The organism is Candidatus Accumulibacter contiguus (genome assembly GCF_036625285.1).
Taxonomy (GTDB): Bacteria; Pseudomonadota; Gammaproteobacteria; order Burkholderiales; family Rhodocyclaceae; genus Accumulibacter; species Accumulibacter contiguus.
The window spans coordinates 2,951,815-2,976,965 of the sequence record NZ_JAZKUC010000001.1 but is presented as its reverse complement, the minus strand read 5'-3'; the positions used below and the strand labels follow the sequence as shown (position 1 = coordinate 2,976,965).

At 61.2% G+C, this 25,151-nt stretch carries 21 protein-coding genes and 2 pseudogenes; 15 read left to right on the top strand and 8 right to left on the bottom strand.

Annotation, left to right across the window (positions count from 1 at the left end; genetic code table 11):
• Nucleotides 1-77 precede the first annotated feature (77 nt).
• The 9 genes and pseudogenes from V5B59_RS14340 to V5B59_RS26255 all read left to right on the top strand — a co-directional run.
• A complete protein-coding gene (locus V5B59_RS14340; RefSeq protein ID WP_332351980.1) occupies nucleotides 78-1,340 on the top strand; it encodes an AAA family ATPase in 1,263 nt (420 codons plus the stop codon).
• Nucleotides 1,337-1,990, top strand: coding sequence for a DUF4276 family protein (locus V5B59_RS14335; RefSeq protein WP_169071821.1), 654 nt, complete (start codon nucleotides 1,337-1,339; stop codon nucleotides 1,988-1,990). Before V5B59_RS14340 ends, V5B59_RS14335 begins: the two co-directional genes overlap by 4 nt.
• A gap of 220 nt (nucleotides 1,991-2,210) precedes the next feature.
• On the top strand, nucleotides 2,211-3,065 hold the full coding sequence (folD, locus tag V5B59_RS14330) for a bifunctional methylenetetrahydrofolate dehydrogenase/methenyltetrahydrofolate cyclohydrolase FolD (protein ID WP_034910856.1): 855 nt from the start codon (nucleotides 2,211-2,213) through the stop codon (nucleotides 3,063-3,065).
• Nucleotides 3,065-3,562, top strand: coding sequence for a 5-(carboxyamino)imidazole ribonucleotide mutase (gene purE, locus V5B59_RS14325; protein ID WP_169071820.1), 498 nt, complete (start codon nucleotides 3,065-3,067; stop codon nucleotides 3,560-3,562). The genes folD and purE overlap by 1 nt, the downstream gene beginning before the upstream one ends.
• A 166-nt stretch (nucleotides 3,563-3,728) precedes the next feature.
• Entirely contained in the window at nucleotides 3,729-4,886 is a 1,158-nt protein-coding gene (locus V5B59_RS14320) for a 5-(carboxyamino)imidazole ribonucleotide synthase (protein ID WP_169071819.1), read from the top strand.
• A complete protein-coding gene (locus V5B59_RS14315; protein ID WP_332351979.1) occupies nucleotides 4,876-5,904 on the top strand; it encodes an L-threonylcarbamoyladenylate synthase in 1,029 nt (342 codons plus the stop codon). The genes V5B59_RS14320 and V5B59_RS14315 overlap by 11 nt, the downstream gene beginning before the upstream one ends.
• Before the next feature lie 180 nt (nucleotides 5,905-6,084).
• Nucleotides 6,085-6,759, top strand: a complete 675-nt coding sequence (locus V5B59_RS14310; RefSeq protein WP_169070492.1) for a hypothetical protein — start codon at nucleotides 6,085-6,087, stop codon at nucleotides 6,757-6,759.
• Nucleotides 6,747-7,061 carry a hypothetical protein gene (locus tag V5B59_RS14305; RefSeq protein ID WP_169070491.1) on the top strand — a complete coding sequence of 105 codons (315 nt, stop codon included), beginning with the start codon at nucleotides 6,747-6,749 and terminating at the stop codon, nucleotides 7,059-7,061. The genes V5B59_RS14310 and V5B59_RS14305 overlap by 13 nt, the downstream gene beginning before the upstream one ends.
• Nucleotides 7,015-7,458 (top strand): annotated as a pseudogene (locus V5B59_RS26255) (hypothetical protein); the annotation flags it as partial. The gene V5B59_RS14305 and the pseudogene V5B59_RS26255, both read left to right, overlap by 47 nt.
• Nucleotides 7,459-7,661: 203 nt before the next feature.
• On the opposite strand, the gene V5B59_RS14300 reads toward V5B59_RS26255, so the two are convergent.
• The 6 genes and pseudogenes from V5B59_RS14300 to V5B59_RS14275 all read right to left on the bottom strand — a co-directional run.
• Nucleotides 7,662-8,252, bottom strand: coding sequence for a DUF4276 family protein (locus V5B59_RS14300; protein WP_034910870.1), 591 nt, complete (start codon nucleotides 8,250-8,252; stop codon nucleotides 7,662-7,664).
• The gene (locus tag V5B59_RS14295) at nucleotides 8,249-9,454 is read right to left on the bottom strand and encodes an AAA family ATPase (protein ID WP_169070490.1); all 1,206 of its coding nucleotides are present in this window, start codon (nucleotides 9,452-9,454) and stop codon (nucleotides 8,249-8,251) included. Before V5B59_RS14295 ends, V5B59_RS14300 begins: the two co-directional genes overlap by 4 nt.
• Nucleotides 9,455-9,471: 17 nt before the next feature.
• Nucleotides 9,472-10,434 carry a hypothetical protein gene (locus tag V5B59_RS14290; protein WP_332351978.1) on the bottom strand — a complete coding sequence of 321 codons (963 nt, stop codon included), beginning with the start codon at nucleotides 10,432-10,434 and terminating at the stop codon, nucleotides 9,472-9,474.
• Nucleotides 10,347-13,091, bottom strand: coding sequence for a type I restriction-modification system subunit M (locus V5B59_RS14285; RefSeq protein ID WP_332351977.1), 2,745 nt, complete (start codon nucleotides 13,089-13,091; stop codon nucleotides 10,347-10,349). Before V5B59_RS14285 ends, V5B59_RS14290 begins: the two co-directional genes overlap by 88 nt.
• 20 nt (nucleotides 13,092-13,111) lie before the next feature.
• Entirely contained in the window at nucleotides 13,112-15,523 is a 2,412-nt protein-coding gene (locus V5B59_RS14280; RefSeq protein ID WP_372703637.1) for a DEAD/DEAH box helicase family protein, read from the bottom strand.
• 176 nt (nucleotides 15,524-15,699) lie between these two features.
• Nucleotides 15,700-16,004 (bottom strand): annotated as a pseudogene (locus V5B59_RS14275) (F0F1 ATP synthase subunit alpha); the annotation flags it as partial.
• 192 nt (nucleotides 16,005-16,196) lie between these two features.
• Here V5B59_RS14275 and V5B59_RS14265 point away from each other — a divergent pair.
• Nucleotides 16,197-16,493: an L-threonylcarbamoyladenylate synthase gene (locus tag V5B59_RS14265; protein WP_252396613.1), complete on the top strand. Its 297-nt coding sequence runs from the start codon at nucleotides 16,197-16,199 to the stop codon at nucleotides 16,491-16,493.
• Nucleotides 16,394-17,014, top strand: coding sequence for an L-threonylcarbamoyladenylate synthase (locus tag V5B59_RS14260; RefSeq protein WP_332351976.1), 621 nt, complete (start codon nucleotides 16,394-16,396; stop codon nucleotides 17,012-17,014). The genes V5B59_RS14265 and V5B59_RS14260 overlap by 100 nt, the downstream gene beginning before the upstream one ends.
• Before the next feature lie 274 nt (nucleotides 17,015-17,288).
• On the opposite strand, the gene V5B59_RS14255 is transcribed toward V5B59_RS14260, so the two are convergent.
• Entirely contained in the window at nucleotides 17,289-17,495 is a 207-nt protein-coding gene (locus tag V5B59_RS14255; RefSeq protein WP_169072124.1) for a hypothetical protein, read from the bottom strand.
• Nucleotides 17,496-17,511: 16 nt separating this feature from the next.
• Nucleotides 17,512-20,064 carry a DNA phosphorothioation-associated putative methyltransferase gene (locus V5B59_RS14250; protein ID WP_332351975.1) on the bottom strand — a complete coding sequence of 851 codons (2,553 nt, stop codon included), beginning with the start codon at nucleotides 20,062-20,064 and terminating at the stop codon, nucleotides 17,512-17,514.
• A gap of 254 nt (nucleotides 20,065-20,318) precedes the next feature.
• Between V5B59_RS14250 and dndC the strand changes: the two genes are divergently transcribed.
• From dndC to V5B59_RS14230, 4 genes are read left to right on the top strand one after another with little or no spacing between them, the layout of a single operon-like run.
• On the top strand, nucleotides 20,319-21,668 hold the full coding sequence (gene dndC, locus V5B59_RS14245; protein WP_169072125.1) for a DNA phosphorothioation system sulfurtransferase DndC: 1,350 nt from the start codon (nucleotides 20,319-20,321) through the stop codon (nucleotides 21,666-21,668).
• On the top strand, nucleotides 21,665-21,988 hold the full coding sequence (locus tag V5B59_RS14240) for an AAA family ATPase (protein WP_169072126.1): 324 nt from the start codon (nucleotides 21,665-21,667) through the stop codon (nucleotides 21,986-21,988). The genes dndC and V5B59_RS14240 overlap by 4 nt, the downstream gene beginning before the upstream one ends.
• On the top strand, nucleotides 21,964-23,268 hold the full coding sequence (locus tag V5B59_RS14235; RefSeq protein WP_332351419.1) for an IS701 family transposase: 1,305 nt from the start codon (nucleotides 21,964-21,966) through the stop codon (nucleotides 23,266-23,268). The genes V5B59_RS14240 and V5B59_RS14235 overlap by 25 nt, the downstream gene beginning before the upstream one ends.
• A 44-nt stretch (nucleotides 23,269-23,312) precedes the next feature.
• Nucleotides 23,313-25,151, top strand: a complete 1,839-nt coding sequence (locus tag V5B59_RS14230; RefSeq protein ID WP_169070985.1) for a hypothetical protein — start codon at nucleotides 23,313-23,315, stop codon at nucleotides 25,149-25,151.

The window sequence follows — 25,151 nt, the reverse complement described above, 5'->3', positions numbered from 1 at the left end:
TTGCGATAGACTCACGCTCTTATCGGCGATCAATGCGATGCACGACCGAGTTGACGCGTGCGCTGGAGATGAAGTGAATGGCAATTCTCGAAGGCATACAAATTCAGAACTACCGGGCCTTGCAGGATGTGACGCTGGGCAAGACGCTCTACGAGCGCGAGCAGGACGCTCTTCCGAGACTGGTTACAGTCATTGGTGCGAATGGGTCCGGCAAGTCGAGTTTGCTCGACGCCTTGGGGTTTCTCGGTGATTGCCTCGCAGAGGGAGTAGAAGCGGCGTGTGACAAGCCGCATCGGGGTGGTTTTGAACGTATGCGAACACAAGGTTCTGTTGAGCCAATCAAGTTTGAAGTTCGCTACAAGGAGACGCCCACCAATGCGAGGCCGATTAGTTATTCGCTGCATATCGCCTGCGATGCCCAGGGTCGCGCCCAAGTAGTCTATGAACGACTCCGTCAGCGTCGAAAGGGACAAAAGTACGGCCAACCGTATTCGTTTCTGGAACTGACCAACGGGCAGGGCTATGCCTGGTCCGGTACGGAGGGGTTTGAGGAGGGAACCGGAACCGGAACCGGCGCACCCACCGCAAGGGAAGGGAGCGAGCGAGTACCAGTCAAGATGAAGGACCGGCAGGTACTTGGCATAGCCACTCTGGGAACGCTCGCCAATCATGACCGGGTTGTTGCTTTTCGAGATTTCCTGTCGGGTTGGTATCTCTCGTACTTTGTTCCGGAATTGGCACGCAACCCGAGTCAAGCCGGTGCCGATCCACATCTTGATCGCCGAGGCGAAAACCTTTCACGCTATCTCCAATATGTAGAACGTGCGAACCCCGGAGGATTTCGCCAGATGCTCGAACGAATTGCGAAGAAGGTTCCCGGAATAATTGACATCAAGGCGAAGACCGAGAGGGACCGCCGCCTGGTGCTCGAATTTTCTGCCCAGGGGTTTCCTGAGCCTTTCTATCAGCAGGACATGTCCGATGGTACGTTAAAGATGCTTGCCTATCTATTACTGATGGAAGATCCCAGCCCGGCACCGTTGATTGGTATCGAAGAACCCGAGAACGGCTTGCATCATCAATTGCTGGCAACACTTGCTCAGGAATTCAAGGAATATGCGTCGAAAGCGCGCGGCCCGCAAATCCTGATCACCACCCATGCGCCCAATTTTGTCGACGCGCTGACTCCGGATGAGGTCTGGATTCTTGACAAGGGGGCTGATGGCTTCAGCCATCTGACTCGTGCGTCCGATGTGCCGGGGGTGCGCGAAATGTTCGCTGAAGGCATCCCGATGGGGAGCCTCTGGTACAGCAACCATTTCGGCATCGGTAACCCATGATCTGGTTCGAGGTGCTGGTCGAAGGAGCTTCCGACGTGCCGGCAGTCAGGGAAGTTCTGACGCGGCATTTCGGTCTGCTGGAGAACCTACACTTCCGTATCCACCGACACAAAGGGCGCGGTATCTTGCCTGACGATCTGCTCGGCCAACCTGATCCGAAGCAGCAGACCTTGTTGCATCAACTCCCGGCGAAGCTGAAGGGCTTTTCGCATCTTGGTGATCAGGCATGCGTGGTGGTCCTGATTGATGTGGACCGTGACCCGTGTCGCGAGTTGCTGGGGCAATTGAACTCGATGCTGGCACGGCTGCCCAAGCGACCGCCCCGTGTTCTGTTTCGGTTGGCGATCGAGGAAACCGAGAGCTGGTTTATCGCCGACGTAGATGCCGTTGCCGCAGCCTACCCAAAGGTGCGAGCACAGAAATTACAGAAGTTGCGCCGTATTGTGGCAGACGAGATTGTCGGCGCCTGGGAGGAGCTGGCAGTCGCCCTGGATATCAAGGATTCCGAGGTGACTGGCGCGGACAAGTACGCTTGGGCCGAGCGCATCTCACCATACCTGAATCTCACGGAACCGCATTCACCCAGCCTGCGAAAGTTCGTCGATGGTATCCATCGAGAAGTGCTGAAACATCCGGCAGGAAGCCGATGACAGGGCGTCCAGGGCTATTTGCATGATCGCGGATGAGTCGGGCGGCAGCCGAAACTGGCGACGAAAGCCGAGGGCGCACTGCCTGATTTGCGCTAGAATCGCGCCCTTATTGTCGACCGGTCGACCGATGCGCAGTTTTTACCCTGGCATCTGACGGATCGATCGGCAGATTGCTTATTCCTTCCGTGCACTCAAGAATAACACCCCAGGAAAATCCACGATGACGGCAACAATCCTCGACGGCAACGCGCTGGCGAAAAAACTGCGCGCCGATTTCAAGACACGTGCCGAAGCACTGCTGGCCAGTCGCGGCACCCGCCCTGGCCTGGCGGTGATTCTGGTCGGCGAAGACGCTGCTTCGCAGGTCTATGTGCGCAACAAGGTGAACGCCTGTGCAGCGGCCGGTTTCCACTCGGAGAAGATCCTGTATGCGCCTGACATCGAGCCGCAACGGGTTTTCGACAAGATCGCCGAACTCAATGCCGACCCGAAGATACACGGCATCCTGGTGCAGTTACCCTTGCCGAAGCACTTCGACAGCGACGCCGTGCTCAAGGCGATCACTCCCGAGAAGGATGTCGATGGTTTTCACGCCGAAAATGTCGGCGCGCTGATGCAGGGCCATCCGCGTTTCATTCCCTGTACGCCCTATGGCGTGATGAAGTTCCTTGCCGATGCAGGCATCGATCTCAAAGGCAAGGAAGCGGTGATCCTCGGGCGCTCGAACATCGTCGGCAAACCGATGGCGATGTTGCTGATGCAGGCCAGCGCAACGGTCACCATCTGTCATTCGCAGACCCGCGACCTGGCCTTCCACACGCGCCGTGCCGACATCCTCGTTGCCGCGCTCGGCAAAGCGCGCTTCGTCACCGCCGAGATGGTCAAACCGGGTGCCGTGGTCATCGATGTCGGGATCAACCGCCTGCCCGACGGCAAACTCTGCGGTGACGTCGATTTTGCGGCGGTCAGCGAAGTCGCCTCGGCGATCACACCGGTGCCCGGCGGCGTCGGTCCGATGACCATTACCATGCTGCTCGCCAACACCCTCGAAGCCGCTGAAAGAGAGGCCCACTGATGTCGCAACGCGAACCGCTGGTCGGCGTGGTCATGGGCTCCGATTCCGACTGGCCGACGATGCAGGCGGCTGCGGTGATCCTCAAGGAGTTTGGCGTGCCCTTCGAGGCGCGCGTCGTTTCGGCGCATCGCACCCCGGATTTGCTGTTCGAATACGCGGCCGCGGCCGGCCAGCGCGGACTGAAAGCAATCATCGCCGGTGCCGGCGGCGCCGCCCACCTGCCGGGAATGCTGGCGGCCAAGACCACCGTGCCGGTACTCGGCGTGCCGGTGCAATCGAAAGCGCTGTCCGGTCAGGATTCGCTGCTCTCGATCGTGCAGATGCCAAAAGGAATTCCGGTGGCCACTTTCGCCATTGGCGAAGCCGGCGCTGCCAATGCCGCCTTGTTCGCCGTCGCCATGCTGGCCACCGGCGATCCGGCGATCGCTCGGCGCCTCGGCGACTTCCGTCGCGCACAGGCCGAGAAGGTGATGGCCATGAAGCTGCCGGAGGTGTGAGCGGCATTCCTGACCAGTCGCCCCAAACGGTCATGACTTTGCAAGACACTCCCGATGATGAAAGTGATGACCGTTTCCCTCTCCCCCACCCCTTCCCCGCGAGGGGGGAGGGGAGATTCGTGAGTCGCTCGCGACTTTCATAGTAAGGCTTTCCCGGTACGGCACGATGATTCTTCCCCCGGCAATTCTCGGCATGCTTGGCGGCGGTCAGCTCGGCCGCTTCTTCGTTGCTGCAGCGCACGAGATGGGCTACCCCGTCTGGGTCCTCGATCCCGACCCGCACAGCCCTGCGGCGCTGATCGCCGACCGTCATCTGCTGGCGGCGTACGAGGATTTTGCAGCACTGGACGAGCTGGCGCAGGGCTGCGCGGCCATCAGCACCGAGTTCGAAAACGTCCCGGCAGGAACCCTCGACTATCTCGACAAATTCGTGGTCGTGCGCCCAGCGGCGGCGGCGGTCAGCGTCTGCCAGAACCGCATCGCTGAAAAGACCTTCCTGCGCGACCAGGGCCTGCCACACGCCGCCTTCGCCGCGGTGCACAGTGAACAGGATCTGCGCGAGGCCGCTACCGGTCTTTTTCCCGGAATCCTGAAAGTCGCCCGCTTCGGCTACGACGGCAAGGGACAAGCCGTGGTGGCCAATGCTGAGCAGGCGATTGCCGCTTTCCAGCAGTTCAAGGGCGAAACCTGCGTGCTGGAGCAGAAGCTTGCGCTCGACTACGAGGTTTCGGTGGTGCTGGCGCGCGACGAAAGCGGCATCGTGACGAGCTTTCCGGTCGCCGAGAACAGTCACCGCAAGGGTATCCTCGATGTCTCACTGGTACCGGCGCGTGCATCGACCGAACTGCGCGCCGCGGCCGCTGCACTTGCTGCCAGGATTGCCGAGGGCTTACGCTATATTGGCACCCTGGCCGTCGAGTTCTTTGTCGTTCGCGGCGAACTATTGATCAACGAAATGGCGCCGCGCCCGCACAACAGTGGCCATTACACCATCGACGCCTGCATCACCAGCCAGTACGAGCAGCAAGTGCGTGCCCTGTGCGGCCTGCCGCTCGGCGAAGCGCGGGCGCACTCGGCAGCGGCGATGGTCAATCTGCTCGGTGATCTCTGGTATGAAACGACACCGGCCGGCCATCACTACCGCGAACCCGACTGGTCGAAGCTGCACGCTTTTCCTGCCCTCAAGCTGCATCTCTATGGCAAGCATCACGCCCGTCCCGGTCGCAAGATGGGACACTTCACCGTTCTCGATGGTGACCCGGAACGTGCCCGGCAAGTCGCGATGGCCGCGCGCGCCGCGATCGGGATCGTCGATGCGCCCTGAAAATAACGACATCGATCATGCCGTAGCGCTGCTGCAAGCCGGCGAGCTGGTCGCCTTTCCGACCGAGACGGTCTATGGCCTCGGTGCCGACGCCGCCAATCCGGCCGCCGTCGCCCGGATCTTCGTGGCCAAGCAGCGGCCGGCCGACCACCCGCTGATCGTACATCTGCCGGCCGACGGCTATCTCGACCGCTGGGCGCGGGACATTCCCGCCGTTGCCTGGGAACTCGCCGAAGCCTTCTGGCCCGGCCCGCTGACCCTGATCCTCAAGCGCGCGGCGGCAGTGCCGAAAGTCGTTACCGGCGGTCAGGACAGCGTCGGCCTGCGCGTACCAGCGCACCCCCTGGCACTGAACCTGCTGCGTGCTTATGCGCGTGCCGGCGGCGGGCTGGCCGGCATGTGCGGCATCGCCGCGCCGTCGGCCAACCGCTTCGGTCGCATCAGCCCGACCGCAGCCGCACATGTGCGCGCGGAACTCGGCAATGCCGTACCCCTGATCCTCGACGGCGGCCGCTGCCCGGTCGGCATCGAGTCGACGATTCTCGATCTGACACCCGCCGAGTCGCTGCCGCCGCGTCTGCTGCGCCTGGGGCGGGTCACTCCCGAACAGATCGCGACGGTCATCGGCGTCATGCCGCAGATCGTCACTCGTCCGCCGGACGCCGCTATGCCGCGGGTTCCCGGTTCGCTGGCCGCACACTACGCGCCGACGACGCCGCTGCACCTGCTGCCATCCGCGCGCATTGTTGAGGTCATCGACCTTCTGCAGAGCACGGGTCGGCGCTGTGCCGTACTCTGTCACAGTCGGTTGCCCGCCACGCCGGCAGCACACGCCTGGCGCTGCTTGCCGGCCAACCCCCGCGCTTACGCCAGTGCGCTCTACGCCGCCCTGCGTGAACTGGATCAGGCCGACGCCGAGCTGATCATCGTCGAGGAGATTCCGGCAACGCCGGCCTGGGCGGCGGTCGCCGACCGTCTGCAGCGCGCGGCAGCCGGTGGCGGCGCATCAGGCGCCTGATCCGTTATACAGCCGGGATCGGCAAATTGAAGGTAGAACTGGACTGGCCCAGCAAAATCCGGGACCAGACGGGTGCAATCGAAAGTCACGGGAGCGTTGTGACTCGAAGGAGGCAGTGGGATGAGGCGGCAGGCACGAAACGTGTATAGTCGGATAGGGTGACCTTATCGGAGAGATGCCATGGATCTGGAGAGGAAGATTGCGGTGGGCAAGCGAGAAACCGTTGCGGAGCGGTTGGAACGTCATCCGGCCTTAAAAGCTCGGATGGAAAGGATGCTGGATGTTGTCGAAAACGCCTCAGGGGACGGGCGACGAGCAGACGAAGCAGAGCGCCGAGCGATTGAAGAACTCCGCCAAATGGGGCTTGAGGTCATGCAGGACTGGGGCCGGAAGACTGCAAATGAGGCTGCAGTCGGGCTGGAAGCAAAGGGTGGGGTTGTTCGCGAGGTAAAAAAACTGCACTGGACTTGCACGTTCGGAGACGTGACGGTGGAAGAGCAGACCTACCGGACAAAGGAAGGCGGCAAATTGTGCCGGCCCTTTCAGAGCCAGGCGGGCATTTCTTGCCGGGGATACTCCACACGGCTGCAGAGGGCCATCACCGATTTGGGTGCTGACGTTCCATTTGCCCAGGTTCGGGAGAAGATTCGCGAGCATGACGGGATCGACATTGCGAATGGAGCGGCGGCAACGATTCTGGAAAGAAGGAAAGCGGTCGATGATCCGACGTGCTGGCGAAGTAGCGCCCACCTTCGCGGTCACCTTGGGCGATGCCGCAGCCGCAGGAGCCGACATCCTGCGGCTGGCGATAGCTGCCGGCTTCAACGAGCGCAGCCCTATCCATGGATTGGGTGACGGCGCAGTTTGGATTGAAGATCAGATGGAGCGTCAGTTCGGTGCGCGATGCAAGTACCTCGTCGACTTCTTACCGTGATCTGATCAACCGCCCAGGGCAATTCGACTATCAGGCCGCCATTCAAGCCGGCTTGCCTATCGGCTCGGGCGAGGTCGAGAGCGCACATCGCTATGTGATTCAGAAACGCCTCAAACTACCAGGCGCCTGGTGGAAACCAGAAAACGCCCAAGCCATGCTGAACCTCCGCGTCACCCGTGCAAACGGCAGCTGGGATCGGTATTGGGACGCCTTGGCTGCTTGAGGTCTTTGCAACCGTCACTTTCGATCACACCCGGACCAGACTGTCACCCTCAGCTCCTGCCAGGGCCGACGAATTCCCTGCGCCGCCACCCGCACGTTTGTTGAGGCTGTCGAGGTATCTGGCGCTGGCTTACCTCGTGTTGATCATCTACGCGAGCCTGTATCCATTCGCCAACTGGCGCGATCTCGGCGTCTCGCCACTGGAGTTCATTGACGCAGCCTGGCCGCGTTACTGGACAGTTTTCGACCTGATGGTCAACGTTCTTGCCTACGTGCCGCTGGGCTTTCTTCTGGTGGCGCTGGCGCTACGCCGACTGCCCGGCGGGCGCTGGACCGCAACCCTCGTCGCGCTACTGCTCGGCAGCCTGCTGAGTCTGGCCATGGAATTCCTGCAGAACTGGTTGCCTGGCGCGCTGTCCTGGATGTTCCGCAGTTCCAAACTACCGTGGTCCGGGTTGCTTCAAGCGAGCCGCTCAGGATGCGGGTCTCCATCAGCGCCAGGCCTTTCATCGCCGACAGGATGCCGCCGATATCGGACAGGGCGTCCAGCCGCCTGGCGATCTCACGCCGGCGGCTCATCGCCCGCCTCCCGCAACCCTGCTCATGCAAAGGCCATCTGCCTTGTCCACTCGCTGCAAAGCTTGCGAAAAGATCGGCTGCGGGCGAACGCCTGCTGCAGGTCCATGCGCGCCGAAAAAGCCGGCTGGTCGGTCGTTTCCCCGTAACTGCCGCCGCACATGTGCGCCGTGATCCACCCCTTGGCGTTGCGCGGACCTTCAGCATCAATCGCTTCAGCAGGCTTGAATGCGAAACCGCGTTGGCCATCGAGCGATTCAGCCGCGGCGATGAACCAGGCCTCGTATTCCCTGTTGGCGAGCACGACCGACACCCGGCGGTGCGGAACGTATGCAGTTGCTCGCTCGAGAATCTGTTTCCCCAACTCAGCCGGACAGTCATCATCGGCGTCGAGCAGCACGAGAATCCAGCCTTGTTCGCCACACTTGGCGGCTGCCAGCAGCAAGTGCCGGCGGAACTCATCTTGCCGATTCAGGAATCGATCCCGATGAACGCGAATCGGCGGTAGCGCCTGCAAATGGACATCCGGAGTGCGCCAGGCGTTGATCCGTCGCAGCAGAATTGGCAGTGCGACCACCTCGCCGGCGCCCTCGACGATCGCGGCGACTGCAATCACGGCTCGACCTCGCCAAACAGATCGGCCTGTTCCTGTGCCTGGGCCGCAAGCACCGCCCGATCAGGCGCCAGTTGATTCAGGCGCAGGAGTTCTCCGGCCGAAAAAAGCTGGTCGCGCATGGCCATGCGCGCGGCTTCGTCCAACGGTGCAATCCGCGTCTCGCCGCCCTCGGAAACCACTGCCAGCAAGGCGTCGGCACTCAAGGACAGATCATCGAGCAGGTCCGGGCTGTGACTCGTGACGATGACCTGGGTGTCTTGCGAGGCGCGCGCCAGCGCCTCGCGCAAGGCCGCGCTGGCGGCCGGGTGGAGTGCCGTTTCGGGTTCCTCGATACCCACCAGCGATGGGGCGTAATCGCGGTTTCCCTGGAACAGCGCCGTCAACACACCGAGCGCTCGCAGCGTACCGTCGGACATGTTCTGCGCTGGAAATCGCCACGGATGCTTTGCCCCAGCCATGTCCTGGCGGAACTCCAGGGTTTCCATCGGCCCGATCGGCTTGCGCTCGACGCCGTGAACCATCGGCGCGACCGTCTGAAGATATTCCTGGATGATCTCCAACCTGTCAGCAGCGACCCGTTCCAGATGTCCGATCACGCTCGCGATGTTTTCCCCCACGGGCTTGAGCAAGCGCCCCTCCTGCGGCTTCTGCAGCTCGCGCATCAACTTCGGATTCAGGTTGTAGAAACCCATCGCCGTCAGGGCATCGAACACCGGGCGAAAGACCGCCATGCCCGACGCGGCCACCAGCGCCAGACGATCGGCGGTTACCGCTGGAAAGGTCGTCTCGCTGCTCGCCTTGAGGTTGCCGCGTTCGATACGGAAAAACGGACCCTTGCCGACACTGCCCAGTACGCACTCCTCGCTTTGTACCTCGTAGCCGCGGCCCGCCAGCGCGCCGATATTGAAAGCGTAGTGGCCGGCTTGCCCGTTGCTCAACGCGAACTCCAGCCGGATGCCGAAGTTCGTCGGGTGACCACTGGAGCGCCGCCGTACCTCGTTCAATCCGCCACGTTCGTTCAGGGCATTGTCGAGAGAACCGGCCAGAGCGTCCCGTACGAGGTGCAGGGCGTCCAGGAAATTGCTTTTGCCCGATCCATTGGCCCCCACCAGATAGGTGAGCGGGTTGAGGCGGACGTCGCAGTAGCCAATGCTCTTGTAGTTGCGCAGGACCACACGCGTGAGAAAAACCGGATCAATCATTCCTGCTCCTTCTTGGTTCATGTGACCAAGCCCAACTCGGTTTGCCAAGCTGCCACTCTGGACTGTTCGAGCATGGCTGCGCACAAAACTCGATGCACTTCGTGGAACGGCTCCGTGGCTACAAGCTCGTCCTGCACAGTCAGCAGATGTGCCCGGATTTCCGCCTGCGTGTGTTCTGCCTGACCACGAGCTATCCGACGCCTCTCGCGGCCAATCAGCACGCTCTGCTGCTTCGCGTACTCGGCCTTGAACTCGCGGGTCCACCGGCTTGCCAGGTTCAGCAGCTTGTCAAGGTTGGTCACCCTTGCCGTGTCCGCGGCATCGGTAGCCGCGCAGGTGATCGACTGCGTTTGCAGCACATAGTCGAGATGCAAGGCGCCGTGTCCCGGACGCAGGTACGGGTGGAACCAGTCATCAAAAACCCCTTGCGTGTGCACCGGTTGATCACCTTCGTTTGACGTTGAATTGCACTCGCCGCAAATTGGCAGGAGGTTGTCTGCGCACACGCTCAACAGCGGAAAGGCACTCACGGCGATCCAGTGGTCCACTTCAGGCGTCTGACCGAGAGGCCCGCCGCATAGAACACACACTTCTCTGGCGTGGGCGACAGGGTTCAGTTGGTGTGCAGCTCGAAACGCCCGTAGAAACCCTGCATAGGTCATTCCGCCGCTGCTCACCGGCGTACCGTTTGCCGCGTAGGGCAAGCCGCTGCGCAGGCCTTTCCGGTAGAAGGCTTCCATCAGTTCCCTGAAGGCCTGCCAGGCGGCGTCCGGGATTTTCGGCTTGCTCCGTGGCCAGGCCGGCGGGTTCGGCTGGAACTGGAAAGCAAGCGCCGCGACTGCCTGTCCCCAGGTGCGCAAGGCGGCCTTCTCGGCGAGGGACATCCCCGCAATCACCAGTGCCCTGTCCAGGAGTGCTCGACCGCCATCGGCCTTCTGCAAGAAGTGCCACAGCCAATCCGCTTCAATCTGCGTCGGCACGCGTGTGGGCTGCAGGTTGGCCTGCGTAATCTCGCCGGCGCTGACTGCCGGATCGCATAACCAAGCCAGCAACTGCTCTTGCAGACGGCGACAGGCATGCAGCGCAGCGCCGCAAAAGGGCTGCACGATTGGCCTAAGCATTGCCGTCGCCGCGCCAGGTATTCAGCAGGGTGCGCAACTCGCTGCGGTAGAAACCCGAGCCCATTCGTGCGATCAGCTGTTCCAGTTGTTGAATGTCGGCAGGCGTCCCCGTCGCCTGCCGCAGCTTGCCTTCGATGAACTCTTGCGCCCGCTTGCCGATGCTGTCGTCGGCCTCGAAGACGGTCATCATCAAGGCGCTCGGGTCGGTGGCGAAGGTCTGTTGGTCCACCGAACGTACGCTTGATCCGTCCGGCGTTTTCTCGACCATCACGATTTTCGTCGTACAGCTTTGCGGCCAGCATGGCTTCGACGTATTGCGAACGTACCTGGCCGTTGTCGGCATCGTGTGACCCTTTAAGCGTGCCGTCGTCCGACTGCCATTCCTCACTGCGCGTCCATTTACGCACGGGAACGACCCAATGCTTAGCCTCGGTAAGCGGCGTCACCTGGTCAATCGCCAGGCTGCGCAAGGTCACGTCAAAGCCGTCCAGCTTGGCGACTTCGCGAGCGATCGTCTCCAATGCAGCAGCCAAGTCAGCTACCGGCTCATGTTCACCAAACTGCACCTTGGGCGCTTCGGTGATGGCTCGTTCGTGCCAGGACAAGCCGGCGTTGCGGGCTTCCCTGACCAGTTCTTTCCACATCGGTAGCGCGGGACCATCTTCGGCCTCGAAATAACGCTCGACCTCGCGCGCCACGCGGTTGAAATCCTGTTGCGGGACCTTGATGGCCTTTTGCCACTCGGACCGGGACATCTCTACATCCATGGCGGTGCCTGTGCTGCTCCACTTCTGCCATACCGGCCTGGTGGGCGCGGCGAAGTACCGAATCACCAGGTCTTCGAGCGCCTTGCTGGCGGCCTCGCGCACCTGCGTTTCGGCTGCCCTGGGATCGGCGGGCAACTCGGGAAACAGCTCGTGCAGGTTCCACACCTGGCCGTCCCACATGCTGGTGTCGGCCAACGACGAAAACGCCTGACCTGCCGGCGTGAGCTTGTCGCCGGTATCGCGCAGCAACGCTTGCCGCCAGCGCTCCGCGCGAAAGCTCGGCTGCAACAAGGTCTTCGAAAGAAGTTCGGTACCGCTGCGGCCTTCGGCCAGCCAGACCTTGAACTTGACGAGCGCATCCCAGAGGTCGTTGCGCTGGCCTGGACGGGGATTGCGCTTGGCATCGCGCGAGAAACCGTCCTCCTCGACTTCATAGAACCACACGTACTCGGTTCTCGGGTTCTGGCCGGTGAAGCTTTGCTTCTCGTCGCGGCGCGTCTCCTTCCTGAAAAGCAGGATTGAGGTCTTGACGCCGGTGTAGGGTTGAAACACGCCACCGGGCAGCGAGATGACGCCTTCGACGACGTGTTCGGAGAGCAGTTCACGCCGCAGCCGCACATGCGCGTCGGTGTTGCCGAACAGCACACCCTCGGGAATGATGACCGCGCAGCGCCCGCCGATTTGCAGCAGGTCGAGCATCAGCCACAGAAACAGCAACTCGCTCTTGTTGGTGAGGGCGTCGTCCTTCTTCTTTCCCTTGTCGGCGGCACGGGGGAAAAGCTTGCTGTCCTTCTCCAGGTCATTGCTGTCCACGGTCCCGGTGAACGGGGGATTGGCCAGCACGAAATGGTAGGACTCGGACGTCAGCAGTTCCGCCAACTCTGGCTTGCCGTCGCGTTTGCTCAGGGAGTCGCCTTGCAGCAGGTGCGGATCGGTCAGGTCGTGCAGGATCAGGTTCATCCAGCCGATGCGCGCCATCGTCCGGTCGTTGTCGAGACCGACGAAGTTGCCGCCATGGTGTATGGCTTTGTACTGGGCTTTGCTGGCACCCGCGGCGTCGGTGCGATGCGGCGCCCCATCCCATTCCAGCACCAGGTTGTCGGGTGCCGAATACTTGCGCATCAGGTATTGCTGGGCGCTGAACAGGAAGCCGCCGGTGCCGGCGGCCGGGTCGATGATGCGCTGACCGGGCTCGGGGTCGAGCAATTCGACCATGAAGCGGATCAAATGGCGCGGGGTGCGGAACTGGCCGTTCTTGCCCGCCGTAGCCATTTCACTGAGCAGGTACTCGAAGGTGTCGCCCATGATGTCCTGGGCAGCGGAACTACCACCGTCACGGGCGAAGAGCTGGTCGATGGTATCAATGGCATCGGACAGGACCTTGCCCTTGTTCGGATCGAGCTGGAAGTAGGCATCGGCCATGCGGTTGTTGAGGCTCGCCAGCTCGGTGCCTTCGGCGCTGGCTCTGGAGAAGTATTTGTCCAGTTCGCGCAACCAGGGGAATACCACTTCGATCAGGTGCGAGGGATTGGTCTTCTCCTGGCGAATGTAGCTCCACTTGCAGTTCTCCTTGCCGGCGTAGATCGACGGGAATCCCCGCTGTTGGCGCTTGAGGTCGATGTCTTCCAGTCGTTTGAGAAACAGCAGATAGGTGATCTGTTCGACCGCCACCAGAGGGTTGGTGAGGCCGGCGGACCAGAACCGGTTCCAGAGTTCATCGACTTTTTTCTTGATTTGTGGAGCTAGCATCTAAGGTTTTCCTGTTTGGTTCAGGCCGCTTCCGCGTCCAACCGGTTGGCGAAGTCGACGAGTTCTTCAATATCCTGCGCGGGAAAGATCGCCTCGACGCGTCCGATGCGCGACAGCGGCGGTTCGCTGAGCGCGGCGCGGGTGATGCGGCCATGCCGCATCACCGCGGCTTTCACCGCACGCAGGAAATTGAGTTGATTGGCGCGCAGGTAGCCGTGTTGGGCAATGAAGGCATCGAACGCGGCATTGACGCGCTCCTCGCGATTCGGCAAGTGCGCGTCCTGGCAGAGGATGTGGCGCAAGAAATCGGCGAGTGATGCGGCCGGCGCCTCAAAGGCCTTGCGCAAGGTGTCTTCGGTGACAAACAGATCGGCCTGGTTGAGCGTCTGGCTGACGCGCTCGAGTTCGCCCTCCGAAAGGATTTCGCCTTTCTTGAGCCTGGCCAGTTCCGACAACTGGTCTGCCAGACGACGGACCAGCGCTTCGACCTGCTCCCGATAGCTTGCGGCAAAGGCACCCTCACCGGTGGGACCGTAGATGATCCAGCAGCGCTGGGTGATGGTGTCGGGCAGGTCGATTTCGACCGTCGTGCTGGGCAGCGCAATTCGGTAGCGCATCAAGGGTGCAAAGGTGCCTTGCAGCGTGGCCAGCGGGGCGAGGCGCAGGAGCGGTGCGATGGTCTTGCCGAGGTGCTCCTGCACCGCCTGGCTGGGGGCTGGCCACTGCTGCAGCAGCGCGTCGAGTTCGTCCCAGTGGGGGCGCACGTCGATACTCTGCCGTGGCAGCGCGGCCAACATCGTCTGCAGTTCATCGACGACAGGCTGTGTGTTTTCCCGCTGGGCATGCAGCAAGTGCCATTTTTCGAGTCGCAAGCGGAAAAGCCTGACCGGTAGCGGCTCGGAAGGGTGATCCACTTCGCCATCGGGCTTGAGCTTGAACCAGGCAAAGTTCTTCCAGTGGTCGATGATCAGAAAGTCCTGCTTGACCTCGCCAGTGGTCCTGTCGGTGTACGGGCGGGTGCCGCGTCCGATCATTTGCCAGAACTTGACCTTGCTGAAAATCGGTTTGGCAAAGACGAGGTTGCGAATGGGCGGCACGTCAATGCCCGTATCGAGCATGTCGACCGAGATCGCGACCCGCGGCATGCTTCTGTACTTGAAGTCGTCAAGCGTGGCATCGGCACGTTCCATATGGCTGTCGATAATCTCGGCCATGCCCTGGCGCTGCAGCTCGGGGTAAAGCCGGTTGAAGCTTTCGTAAAAGCGCTTGGCGTGTGCGTGGCTGACGGCGAAGATGATTGCCTTGTGCGGCAGGCCACGAATATCCTTGCGGCTCTTGCCCATGAATTCGCGCACCATGGCATCATTGGTGCCCTGGTTGACGACGCCTTTCTCGATATCGCTGCCTTCGAAGTTGAGTTCGTCGAGTTCCACACCCTGGTCGCGAGCCATCTGCTGCAAGGGTTCGGGCAGTGCATCGCCCTGAATGCCCTTGAGCTGGAAGTTGGTTTGGGCGTCCAGAACCCGGTAGTTGACGAGGTTTCCGTCCTCGATGGCCTGCTCGTAGCTGTAGTAGTAGCTCGGTGCGCCGTCGCCACAATCGAACAGTTCGAAAGTGTTGTGGTCGATGTAGTCGGTCGGCGTCGCGGTGAGGCCCAGCTGGATGGCGTCAAAGTGATCGAAGATGGCCTTGTAGCGCTGGTAGATCGAGCGATGGCTCTCGTCAGCGATGAGCAGATCGTAATACCCGACTGACAGGCGATCGTACACCCGCATCATGCTGGGGTAGGTCGAAAACTGGATGCGTGCTCCAGAGGTTTCGCCGTTCTCGATGCGCGCGAGACTCTCGTTCGGAAGATACGACTTGAACTCCGACATGGCCTGGCGAACGAGTTCGCGCCGGTCGGCGAGGAACAGCACACGCTGCGCTCGTCTGGCACGCAGCAAGGTATCGACCAGGGCTATGGTTGTGCGGGTCTTGCCGGTGCCAGTGGCCATGACCAGCAGGAATCTGCGTTTGGCGGCATCGATGCCTTCGGTGACGCGGCGGATCGCCTCGTTCTGGTAGTCCCGACCGGCGATGCTGGGGTTGATCGCGACGTCCTGGAGCGGCTGTGCGTGCCGCTGCTGGTGCCTAAGCCTCTCCAGGTCGTCGCGCGTATAAAAGCCGCCGATCTTTCTCGGCGGGTAGCGGTCAAGATCCCAGAACTGGATTTCCTTGCCATTGGTAAGAAAAACGAACGGATTGATTCCGAACCGGGTCTTGATCGCAGACGCGTAATCGGCCGCCTGGCGTTTGCCCACGAGTTCATCGCGAGACGTTCGCTTGGCCTCGACAACGGCCAGAGGCTGACCATCGGAACCCAGCAGAACGTAATCGGCAAACTGCCCATGGCGATACGCGCTATCGGGTTGCTCGACATGCAGGATCATTTCTTCAACGAGTGTTCGTCGGCTCTTCGACCAACCGGCGCGCGCCAGCTGGGCGTCGATCAGTTCAGTGCGGGTTGAAGCTTCGCTGCGCTCGGCTGATGCCACTCCTTACTCTCCCGGTTCAGCACGTTGAGGCTATTAGTGTATCGGACAGCGCCTCCAGTCGTCTGGCAATCTCACGCCGGCGGCTCATCGCCCGCCTCCCGCAACCAGCCGGCGACGGCCTCCCGCCACGCATCCCGGCCCGCAGCCAGCCCGCAGCCAGCCCGGGCGCCCCAGCCGCCGCCTAGTGCAGCAGTCTCGCCAGCCGCTCCTGGACCGCTGCACCCGCCAGGGCGTCGAATACTCTCTCGTGGTAGGCGACCAGCCAGGCCAGCTGCTGTTCCGGCGACAGGGGTGCGAGGCGTTCCCCCTGCTTGAGGATCTCCCGCAGCAGCCGGCCGCGCCGGATTTTGGCGTCGACGCCAGCCTCCAATCGCGAGAAATGCGCAACGCCAGCGTCTCGATCGCCGGATCATGTTCGAGGGGATCACGCAGCCGCTTGGGAACCGACAGCACCCACTGGCGGACCGGCAACCGCGGAAAAACGGGGTCGGCCAGATGGGCAGCGGTTTCGACCATTCGCCGGGGGTTGCCAGCGGGACAGACACCACGACCTTTGCATGACCAGGCAATGAGAAAATCGTGGCTCGCCTGGGAACTCGCCGAAGCCTTCTGGCCCGGCCCGCTGACCCTGATCCTCAAGCGTGCGGCGGCAGTGCCGATAGTCGTTACCGGCGGTCAGGACAGCGTCGGCCTGCGCGTACCAGCGCACCCCCTGGCACTGAACCTGCTGCGTGCTTATCGCGTGCCGGCGGCGGGCTGGCCGGCATGTGCGGCATCGCCGCGCCGTCGGCCAACCGCTTCGGTCGCATCAGCCCGACCGCAGCCGCACATGTGCGCGCGGAACTCGGCAATGCCGTACCCCTGATCCTCGACGGCGGCCGCTGCCCGGTCGGCATCGAGTCGACGATTCTCGATCTGACACCCGCCGAGTCGCTGCCGCCGCGTCTGCTGCGCCTGGGGCGGGTCACTCCCGAACAGATCGCGACGGTCATCGGCATCATGCCGCAGATCGTCACTCGTCCGCCGGACGCCGCTATGCCGCGGGTTCCCGGTTCGCTGGCCGCACACTACGCGCCGACGACGCCGCTGCACCTGCTGCCATCCGCGCGCATTGTTGAGGTCATCGACCTTCTGCAGAGCACGGGTCGGCGCTGTGCCGTACTCTGTCACAGTCGGTTGCCCGCCACGCCGGCAGCACACGCCTGGCGCTGCTTGCCGGCCAACCCCCGCGCTTACGCCAGTGCGCTCTACGCCGCCCTGCGTGAACTGGATCAGGCCGACGCCGAGCTGATCATCGTCGAGGAGATTCCGGCAACGCCGGCCTGGGCGGCGGTCGCCGACCGGCTGCAGCGCGCGGCAGCCGGTGCCGGTGCATCAGGAGTCTGATCAGTTATACAGCGGGATCGACAAATTGAAGGTAAAACTGGACTGGCCCAAAAAAATCCGGGACCAGACTGTCATCGCGATTTTCCCATACAAGGCGCTAGAATTATCGTGCTACCTTGATCGCCGCTCCCTCTGCATGCAGCAATTCTCATTTTGGCCAACGAGGCCTTCTGCTTCCCCACCGAGCGCATGGAAATCGGCAAAATTTAGGGGCCAAACCCCTCTCATGGACGGCAGAAAGGCACTTTCCGACCAGCTCGTCCCATTGCTTCGGTCATAATGAGAATTGCTGCTCTGCATGCCGATTCGCTGACTGTACCAGCACACTGAGCGACACTCCCGGCAATCCGTAACGTCGCCAAGCGGCGTGGTTGAGTCGATCGCGAGATGCCGAAATCATGAAGGATTCGGCTTCAACCAGCCTCAGGGCATTGATCAACGCCTCCATTCCGGCGATGCGTATTTGTGCATCAATCTTCACACTACCTCCCGTCGATCTACGCAAGGGCCGTCACAACCCGCGGCACTAAACGTCCGCCTTTGCCGGCGATCATCCGAACAACTTGGCGATCCTGATTTGGCCCAAAGCTGACGTGGATCGGCTTATCCTCGCCGTAGAAATACAAACGGTCGAAAGGTGTATGGGTGACGACCCATTGCGCCACGTTGAGCATGTTCTCGTCGTCCACGATGAAATCGACGGCAGAGCCAAAGCGACCACAGATCGCCTTTCCTACGCGGTTTTTTTCATGGGCGGCATGCTGGTCGAGCTTTGGCTCGATGCGACAGGGAATCTGCTTGGCAAGTTCCGGGGAGCAGAAACCATAAGTTAGCCGGATCATGCCGAAATAGTCGATAACCGGGTCCAGGACGTGCTCTGCCAACTCCACGAGAGCGTTGTAGCTTTCGGGCTGCATCGGTACGTTGTCAAGCCCCGTTCGTGCCTGCGTTTCGCCGCACTCGATTAGTTGGCGAAAGGTCAGATACCGGCCGCAGGAATCGTCGAGGTCCGGGGTCGTCTGTGAACGCACAAGAGAGAATCCCTCGATACTCCAGCGATGCCGGGACAGCTTGGCAAGAAAGGCCCCGGGCGACGGACCGTAACCTGACCAATCAAAGAGACCCAACTCATCGAGTGCCTGATCAAAGACCATCTGTTCGGGGTAGTTGGGAAACTCTTCGTTGATATAGCGCGACTTATGGTATAGGTAGGGTGGCTCGTATTGTTCACCATACGCGAAGTAATCAACGTCCTGCTCCCGGAGCTTGATCTTGGCCCTCTCGACCATGCGCGGCAGGGCTTGACCTTCAAAGTCGTCAAAGCGCATCAGGCTGACTTTTCCGGAGCGGGTATGGATTTTCACCAGGTCCGCGTTGCGGTAGTCGCCATAGAGCACCGCGGCACATCCGACATAGACCCGCAGCAGGGCTGGAAGCCGCTCGACGAGACTGACATGCAATTGTAGAGACTGACCCGTCTCAAGCCAGCCCAAGCCATGCTCCGCTGCCTTGCGGCAGGCCTGGTCGATGGCTTCCAGGTCTGCGATCTGGAACAGCAGTGCCATTGCGCTGGCCTTCGCAGCGGCATAATCACCGAAGAAATGCTTGACGTCCTGTTGCAACGCGCGCTCGAGGTGGCCGTAAGGTTTCCGCTGCTCGAACTGGTTCAGGGCGAAGTAGACCTCCAGATCGGCGACGCGTGAGGCAGAAGCGCGCTCGATCTCTGCCTGATCACCGCGTTCTTCCAGGAAGCGCAGCGCCTTGGACAAGGAACCAAAACCCTCAGTGAGCACGACCAGGTCGTCCACCTCCGACTTGTCCGGCTTGCGCCCGAGCGTAAGCCACAAATCCCATAAGTGATCCAGCGGCTCCCGATAGGCGTCGTAGCGCTCCGCCACCCGATCCAGCCGTATTCTCTGCTCCCGTTCGCACAAGCGCGGCGATGGCTCACGCAGCCGGTTTACCTTGCTGCGGTAGCGGTCAACCAGGAAGCGTTGCTCAGCATCCTTGTCACGAAAAACGTAGAGGACCCCAGGCGCCACCGGGATGGCCTCCTCGTCAAGGACTTGTTCCAGAAACCCCCTGATTTCCGACTGGCTGAAGTATTTCTGGAAGGTCCCGCGTTGCGTCATCACGCCGTCGCGAAAGCGTTCACCCCGCGGATCATTCTGGTTAACCAGCATCACCGATACCACGAGCAAGCGCTCGGCCAGGGACCAAGCACGGGTCAAGGCATCCAAGCGCTCGTCGAAGTCTTCGATGACGTTTATGACGAAGCCGAGATTGACTATGTCCGCCGCGTGAATTGGGTTGTCCGCGGCATGGTACGGATCCCAACCGGCGGCGGTCAGGCCGTTCTCCAGCAAGCCGCGCACATCGTCGCCGCGACCACAGCCGTAGTCAAATAACCGATAACTGCCATCGAGAAATCCATGGCGGGCCAGAGACTGCACCGGCGCCGAGAAGCCGTAGCGCACTAGCGCGGTCAGGTGTCGCGACGCCTGCCAAGCGGTATGGCGCGGCGCTGCCTCGTCGGCAGCGCCAGAGTCTGACTCATCATTGCCCAGCGGCACTAGGGCGTGACCTTCGATGCGATAACCCTTTTCCCTTACGAGAGCCAGCCACTGGCGGCGGTAGCCGATGCGCTTCGGTTCATCGAAAAGCCCAATCGACTCGGCCGTAGCGGTCAAGGCTGCGTAGGCCTCGCGCCGTGAGTCGTCCGGCGGCACCAGAAGTTCCTTACGATGCAGTATCGGCGGATTGAGTGACTCAGCATACGAGCGATAGCTCACGGTCGAGCGATCGAGATCCACTAGCCAACTTTCACGTAGCGAGGGAAAGGGGTCGTCAGCGAAGTCGGGGTAATGCAACAGCGAGATGCACGGCCCCGAATCATCTATACGCACCAGGTTAAAATACACGTGCCGGTTGAAACCAGCTAGGCGCTCGGCCTCTACCACACGCGCCGCGGTGTTTGCGGCAAGGTAGGACAGAGAGTCGGTGTGCAGGTAGGTCCGTCTGCCAACGACCTTGGTTGGAATCAAGCGCATCGCCTCGCACCCATGGGTTAGTCTTGTGCATCATACTGTCAGTAGGGCGCATACATGTGCAAGGAACTTACCCTCTGTGCAAAGATGGACATTCCATCCGCTGCAAGCAGATTGTTCGAAGTGAGCCGACTCAACGGTTGGCGATGGTCACATCCACTCATCGGTAATGCCATTGCATTTGATGTGTTTTGGCCGCAGCACGAAGTTCGCGCGTAAAATCTTGGGACATACTTTGAAGTGGCCCACATTTTCCGATGAAACTCCAGGACATCCAAGTGTCGGTCCTCCCTCCAGACCAAGAACACGTCGTTGAAACCCAAGAGTCTTTGCGAGCCCACTACTTCGCCGATCAGCGTCCGTGGGTGGTTGCGTATTCCGGCGGCAAGGACTCGACCCTGGTCCTGCAGTTGGTTTACGAGTTGCTCGTGGAACTCGGGCCAACAGCACGCAAGCCGATCTTTGTCGTGGCCTCCGACACGCGCGTTGAGGCGCCAAATGTAGAGGAGTATCTGGCGGACCGTCTGTCGCGGTTAGCCAGCCACGCCCGTGCCAACGGCCTGCTGCTCCATGTACATCGAGTGCAGCCCACGCCCGAACAGAGTTTCTGGGGCAACTTGATCGGCAAGGGATACCCTTCTCCAACCCGCTGGTTCCGTTGGTGTACGACCAAGATGAAGATCAAGCCTTCGCGTGCGGTGATCGATGGCATCGTGCGAGATTACGGCGGCGTTGTTCTGCTCTTGGGGACGCGACTGGACGAGAGTGCTAGTCGCGCGCAACGGATGGAGGCTCGCGCCACCAACAGCCGTGGCCTGAATCCCCACAATGAGATTCCGGATGCCTTGGTAATGACACCCATCGCCGAGTGGGCGACCGATCAAGTATGGGAGTACCTCTTCACGCACAATCCGCCGCCTTGGGGTGGCACTCACGACTTCATGCTCGACCTGTATCGGCAGGCGAGCGGCGGCGAATGCCCGGTGGTTCTGGACCTCAATACGCCTTCGTGTGGGGGAAGCCGTTTCGGTTGCTGGACCTGCACCGTCGTCAAGGAAGATAAATCCATGCGCGGATTCATCGACTCCGGCGCAACCTGGATGGAGCCCCTCAATGAATTCCGCAACTGGCTCAAGGAAATTCGCGAAGACACGAGCAAGCGCGACGGCATTCGCCGTAATGACTCCATCGGACCCGGCCCCTTCAGTTCAGAGACTCGCAAGCTCATTCTGCGCCGACTCCTGGCTCTCGAGAAGACCGTCGGACGTCGGCTGATCGAGGATGCGGAGATTGCTTACATTCAGCAGCAGTGGACAGACAAGTTCGATGTCACCGACAGCGCTCTGGCCATTGCCAGAGAGTTCAAAAGGGAGGTTGGGACTGTGACCCTCACACCAGAAGACCTGTCCAGGGACCTCGCCCTGATCGACGAGTTGGCTCCAAGGTTCGAGGTGCAGAGCATCTGGGCCACTGACCTGTATAGCCTGGTTACCGAGCGCTACCCGTCACTCGACAGCCTGAGCAGTCGTCAGCAACTCCTGGAGGATGTAATCAAGGTAGTTGAGAACGCTGTTCGTCAGGCCGACAGGACCGAGCCGGCCGCATGATATTCGAGAGCCTCCGCCTTACCAACCTGTTCTCCTATTACGGTGAGCAGGAGATCGACCTCGGCACCCCGGTACCAGGACGCAACGTCTGCCTGATCATGGGTCGCAACGGCTTCGGCAAGACGAGCCTCCTCAACAGCCTCAAGCTGCTCTTTACCGGTGCTCATTACTTCTACTTTGCCACATTTCTAAAATGGTTGAAATACAGGCTATTGAGCTACATATCTAATGCTCTACCACATAAGGAGTATGACGATGAAATCGCCAAATTTATTTATTTGGGATCGGGCGTGCGGTGGCCAGCTGCTGCGAGAATCTGACCAGCCATTTTCAGTCGTTCCGGGAGTGTTTCCGCAGTAAAACGCGAAGCACGGCCGAGCAAGCTGAACAGTACTTGCGGGGCCTTTTTCAAAGCCCTCGTGCGAACCTGGAACAGATGAGCGAGACGGTGGCGGAGACCGAGTATTACAGCCTCCACCACATGTTGAGCGATGCTGCATGGGACTTTGAGAATGTGCGTCGGGAGACGGCGCGACAAGCGGACGAGTGGATCGGTGGGCCAGAGACGGGACTGTTGCTCGATGAGTCTGGGGTCCAAAAGAAGGGCGACCATTCAGCGGGCGTGGCCAGGCAGTACAACGGTCGCCTGGGTAAGGTCGAGAACTCGCAGGTTGGAGTGTATGCCGCCTTGGCACGAGGGTCGCAGGCGGCGATCATCGACTTCGAATTGTTCCTTCCAGAGCGTTGGGTTGAAGACGCCAAGCGTTGCCAGGAAGCGGGGATTCCGGAATCGGCACGGGTCTTTCGGACTAAGCCGCAGATGGCTGCCGAGATGGTCAAGCGGGCACGAGCCGCCGGGGTGCGCTTTGGCTTCATCGGTGCCGACGGCCTCTATGGCCACGCGACTTGGCTGCTGTTTGATTGGGACGATGCAGGTGAGGTATTCGCCACCGAGGTGCACAGCGACCAGCAGTTTTACTTTACCGATCCGGGAAAGGCGTGGGTACCGGCCTGGGAAGCCCGCGAATGGGCCGCGCGCCTGAAACGAAAGGAGTGGCACCCGGTGATCCTGCGCGACGGGGAGAAGGGTGAAGTGCGCGCGATGTTTGCCCATACCCGCGTGTGGATCAGTCATCCGAACAGCGCACAGGCCCGCCAATGGCATCTCCTGGCACGCCGCGATGGCAAGGAGGTGAAGTTCATGCTCTCCAACGCGGCGCCCGACACGCCACTTCGCGAGCTGGCACGCATGCAGGCACAGCGCCACTTCATCGAGCGCGCCTTCGAGAATGCGAAAGGTTGCTGTGGGATGGCCGACTACCAGGTACGCAAGTGGCGGGCTTGGTACAACCACATGGCGCTCGTCTGCGTTGCACTACTCTTTCTCGTCAAGGAGCGGCGGCAACACTCACCCTACGCCGAGTTACTGTCCTGTGCCGATGTCGTCGACATGCTCGTGGCGCAGCTCCCGGTGAAGATTCACGGTCGCGAAGACCTCGTGCGAATCATCGCCGAGCGTCATGCACGGCGACAAAGCGCCCGCGACAGCGCCTACCGAAGGCAGCCGCCAGCACCCAAAAATGCCATTAGAATCTGTTAATGTAGAATTACGAACCGTTGCGCCGTGCAGTCCAGCGTGCCCGAATGCCCACGGTCAACCAATACGTGCTCGGTGCAGGAGACGACTGGTGGGGCATCATGAACCGGCGAGCGCGCAGAGACGGCCAAGCGCGCTGTGCCGTTCGACTGGTCTGGAGTGAGGACGGCGGCCGGGTCACCGCGGAAAGGGCCTGGCGCATCGAGAACGGGGCCTGGAACGGCGAGGAGTCCCTGATCGTCGCGACCAGCGCCGAAACGTTCAAGGACGAAGAGGCGCAGGAGTTCCTCGATCGTCGCCTACCACGAGACTATCTGTATTTTTTTCTTTTCGACGGTGAGCAGATTCAGGAATTGGCGGAGGCCAACCGCGACGTTCAGCAGCGACAGATGGAACGGCTTCTCGGGATTGGCGCGATCGATGCCCTTCGGGCCGCCCTGAATAACGCCATCGGGCGCTGGCAGCACAACGACCTTGAACCCCAGGCACGCGCGGACCTTGAGCGTATGGAGGGCGAGGCTCGGGGCCTTGAAGCCGACCGCACAGCGTTGGACGTCAGTCGTGCGAATCTGGGGCACGAAATCGAGAACGACACGGACGCGCTGCGCCGCATCGTTCGTCGTATCGAGGGGCTGAGTGCCTTCGTTCATCGCCACGATGAGGTCCAACTCCGCGAGACTCGCGCACGAATTCAAGCGCAGCGGGCTGAGGCAATGGACCTTCTGTCGACCCGGCTTCCGCGGGATATCGTTCTGTTGGTCAATCCATCACTGGTAACGCGAGCCATGGAACGGCTGAACAAGGTGCTCGGCAGCGATGCCAATGCCCGCGCCCGGGTTCTGGAGTCGCTGCTGGACATTTTGCCTGCACGCCTGTTCGACCAGCCCGACTTCCCTACTCCGGATATTCGCGACAGTCAGCGGGCATATTATCGCTATAAGCTGGTGAGCGTCCTGGAGCAGGAGGCGGACGCAGCCGGCGAAACCATGGACCCAGCCTTCGGTCCGGATCCCCAGGCAGCCAGTGCTGCTCGCGAACAACTCGCTCCATACACCGAAGCGAACGCGCTACGCTCGGTCCGTGCCGAGGAACTGCGGCGCCTGCAAGGGTTCGCCTCCGAGTTACGCCAACTGGAGGCAGACCTGCTCAACGTGGGGTCGCTATCAGACGAGGAGAGAACACGCTATGAACGTTTCGTCGCGGAGCGCGACGAACTTCAACGGAACCTGGACAGGAAAAAGGCGCAGGACAGGGATCTTGCGAGCCAGTCGGCCGGGCTAAAAGGAAAGCTCGACGAGGCCCGTAAACGCATAGAGCAGACCAGGACCAAGCTCGGTAACAACCGGGTCATAGAGGAAAAAATTGCTATCGCCCGTCGTCTCGGTAACCTCTTTGCCGACCTCAAAAGCAGCCGGAAGCAGGCGCAGCGGAAGCAGTTGGAGGCGGCCATCAACCAGCACTTTCGGATACTGATGACATCCCACCACCTGATCGATCGGGTGGAGGTGAACGAGGACTTCGGATTGCATTACCTGGACGCTGAAGGCGATCATGTCGGCATGGGCACCTTGTCCGCCGGCATGAAACAACTCATGGCCACGGCTCTGCTATGGGCCTTGAGCGAGGTGTCCGGGAAGCAGTTTCCTTTGGTTGTCGACACTCCCCTGGCTCGCATCGACCTGGCTCATCAGGAGGCCATTCTGCGCTACTACTACCCCAATGCCGCAGCTCAGGTCATTGTGCTTCCCACGGATGCTGAGTTGGACGCGCGCAAGCTTCGACTCATCGCCCCGCACGTCTATCGTGCCTATCGCCTGACCAATCCGGACGGCGAGCATACGATCCCTGCGCCGGTGGAAGTGTCGGACCTGATCAGGGAGGGCTGA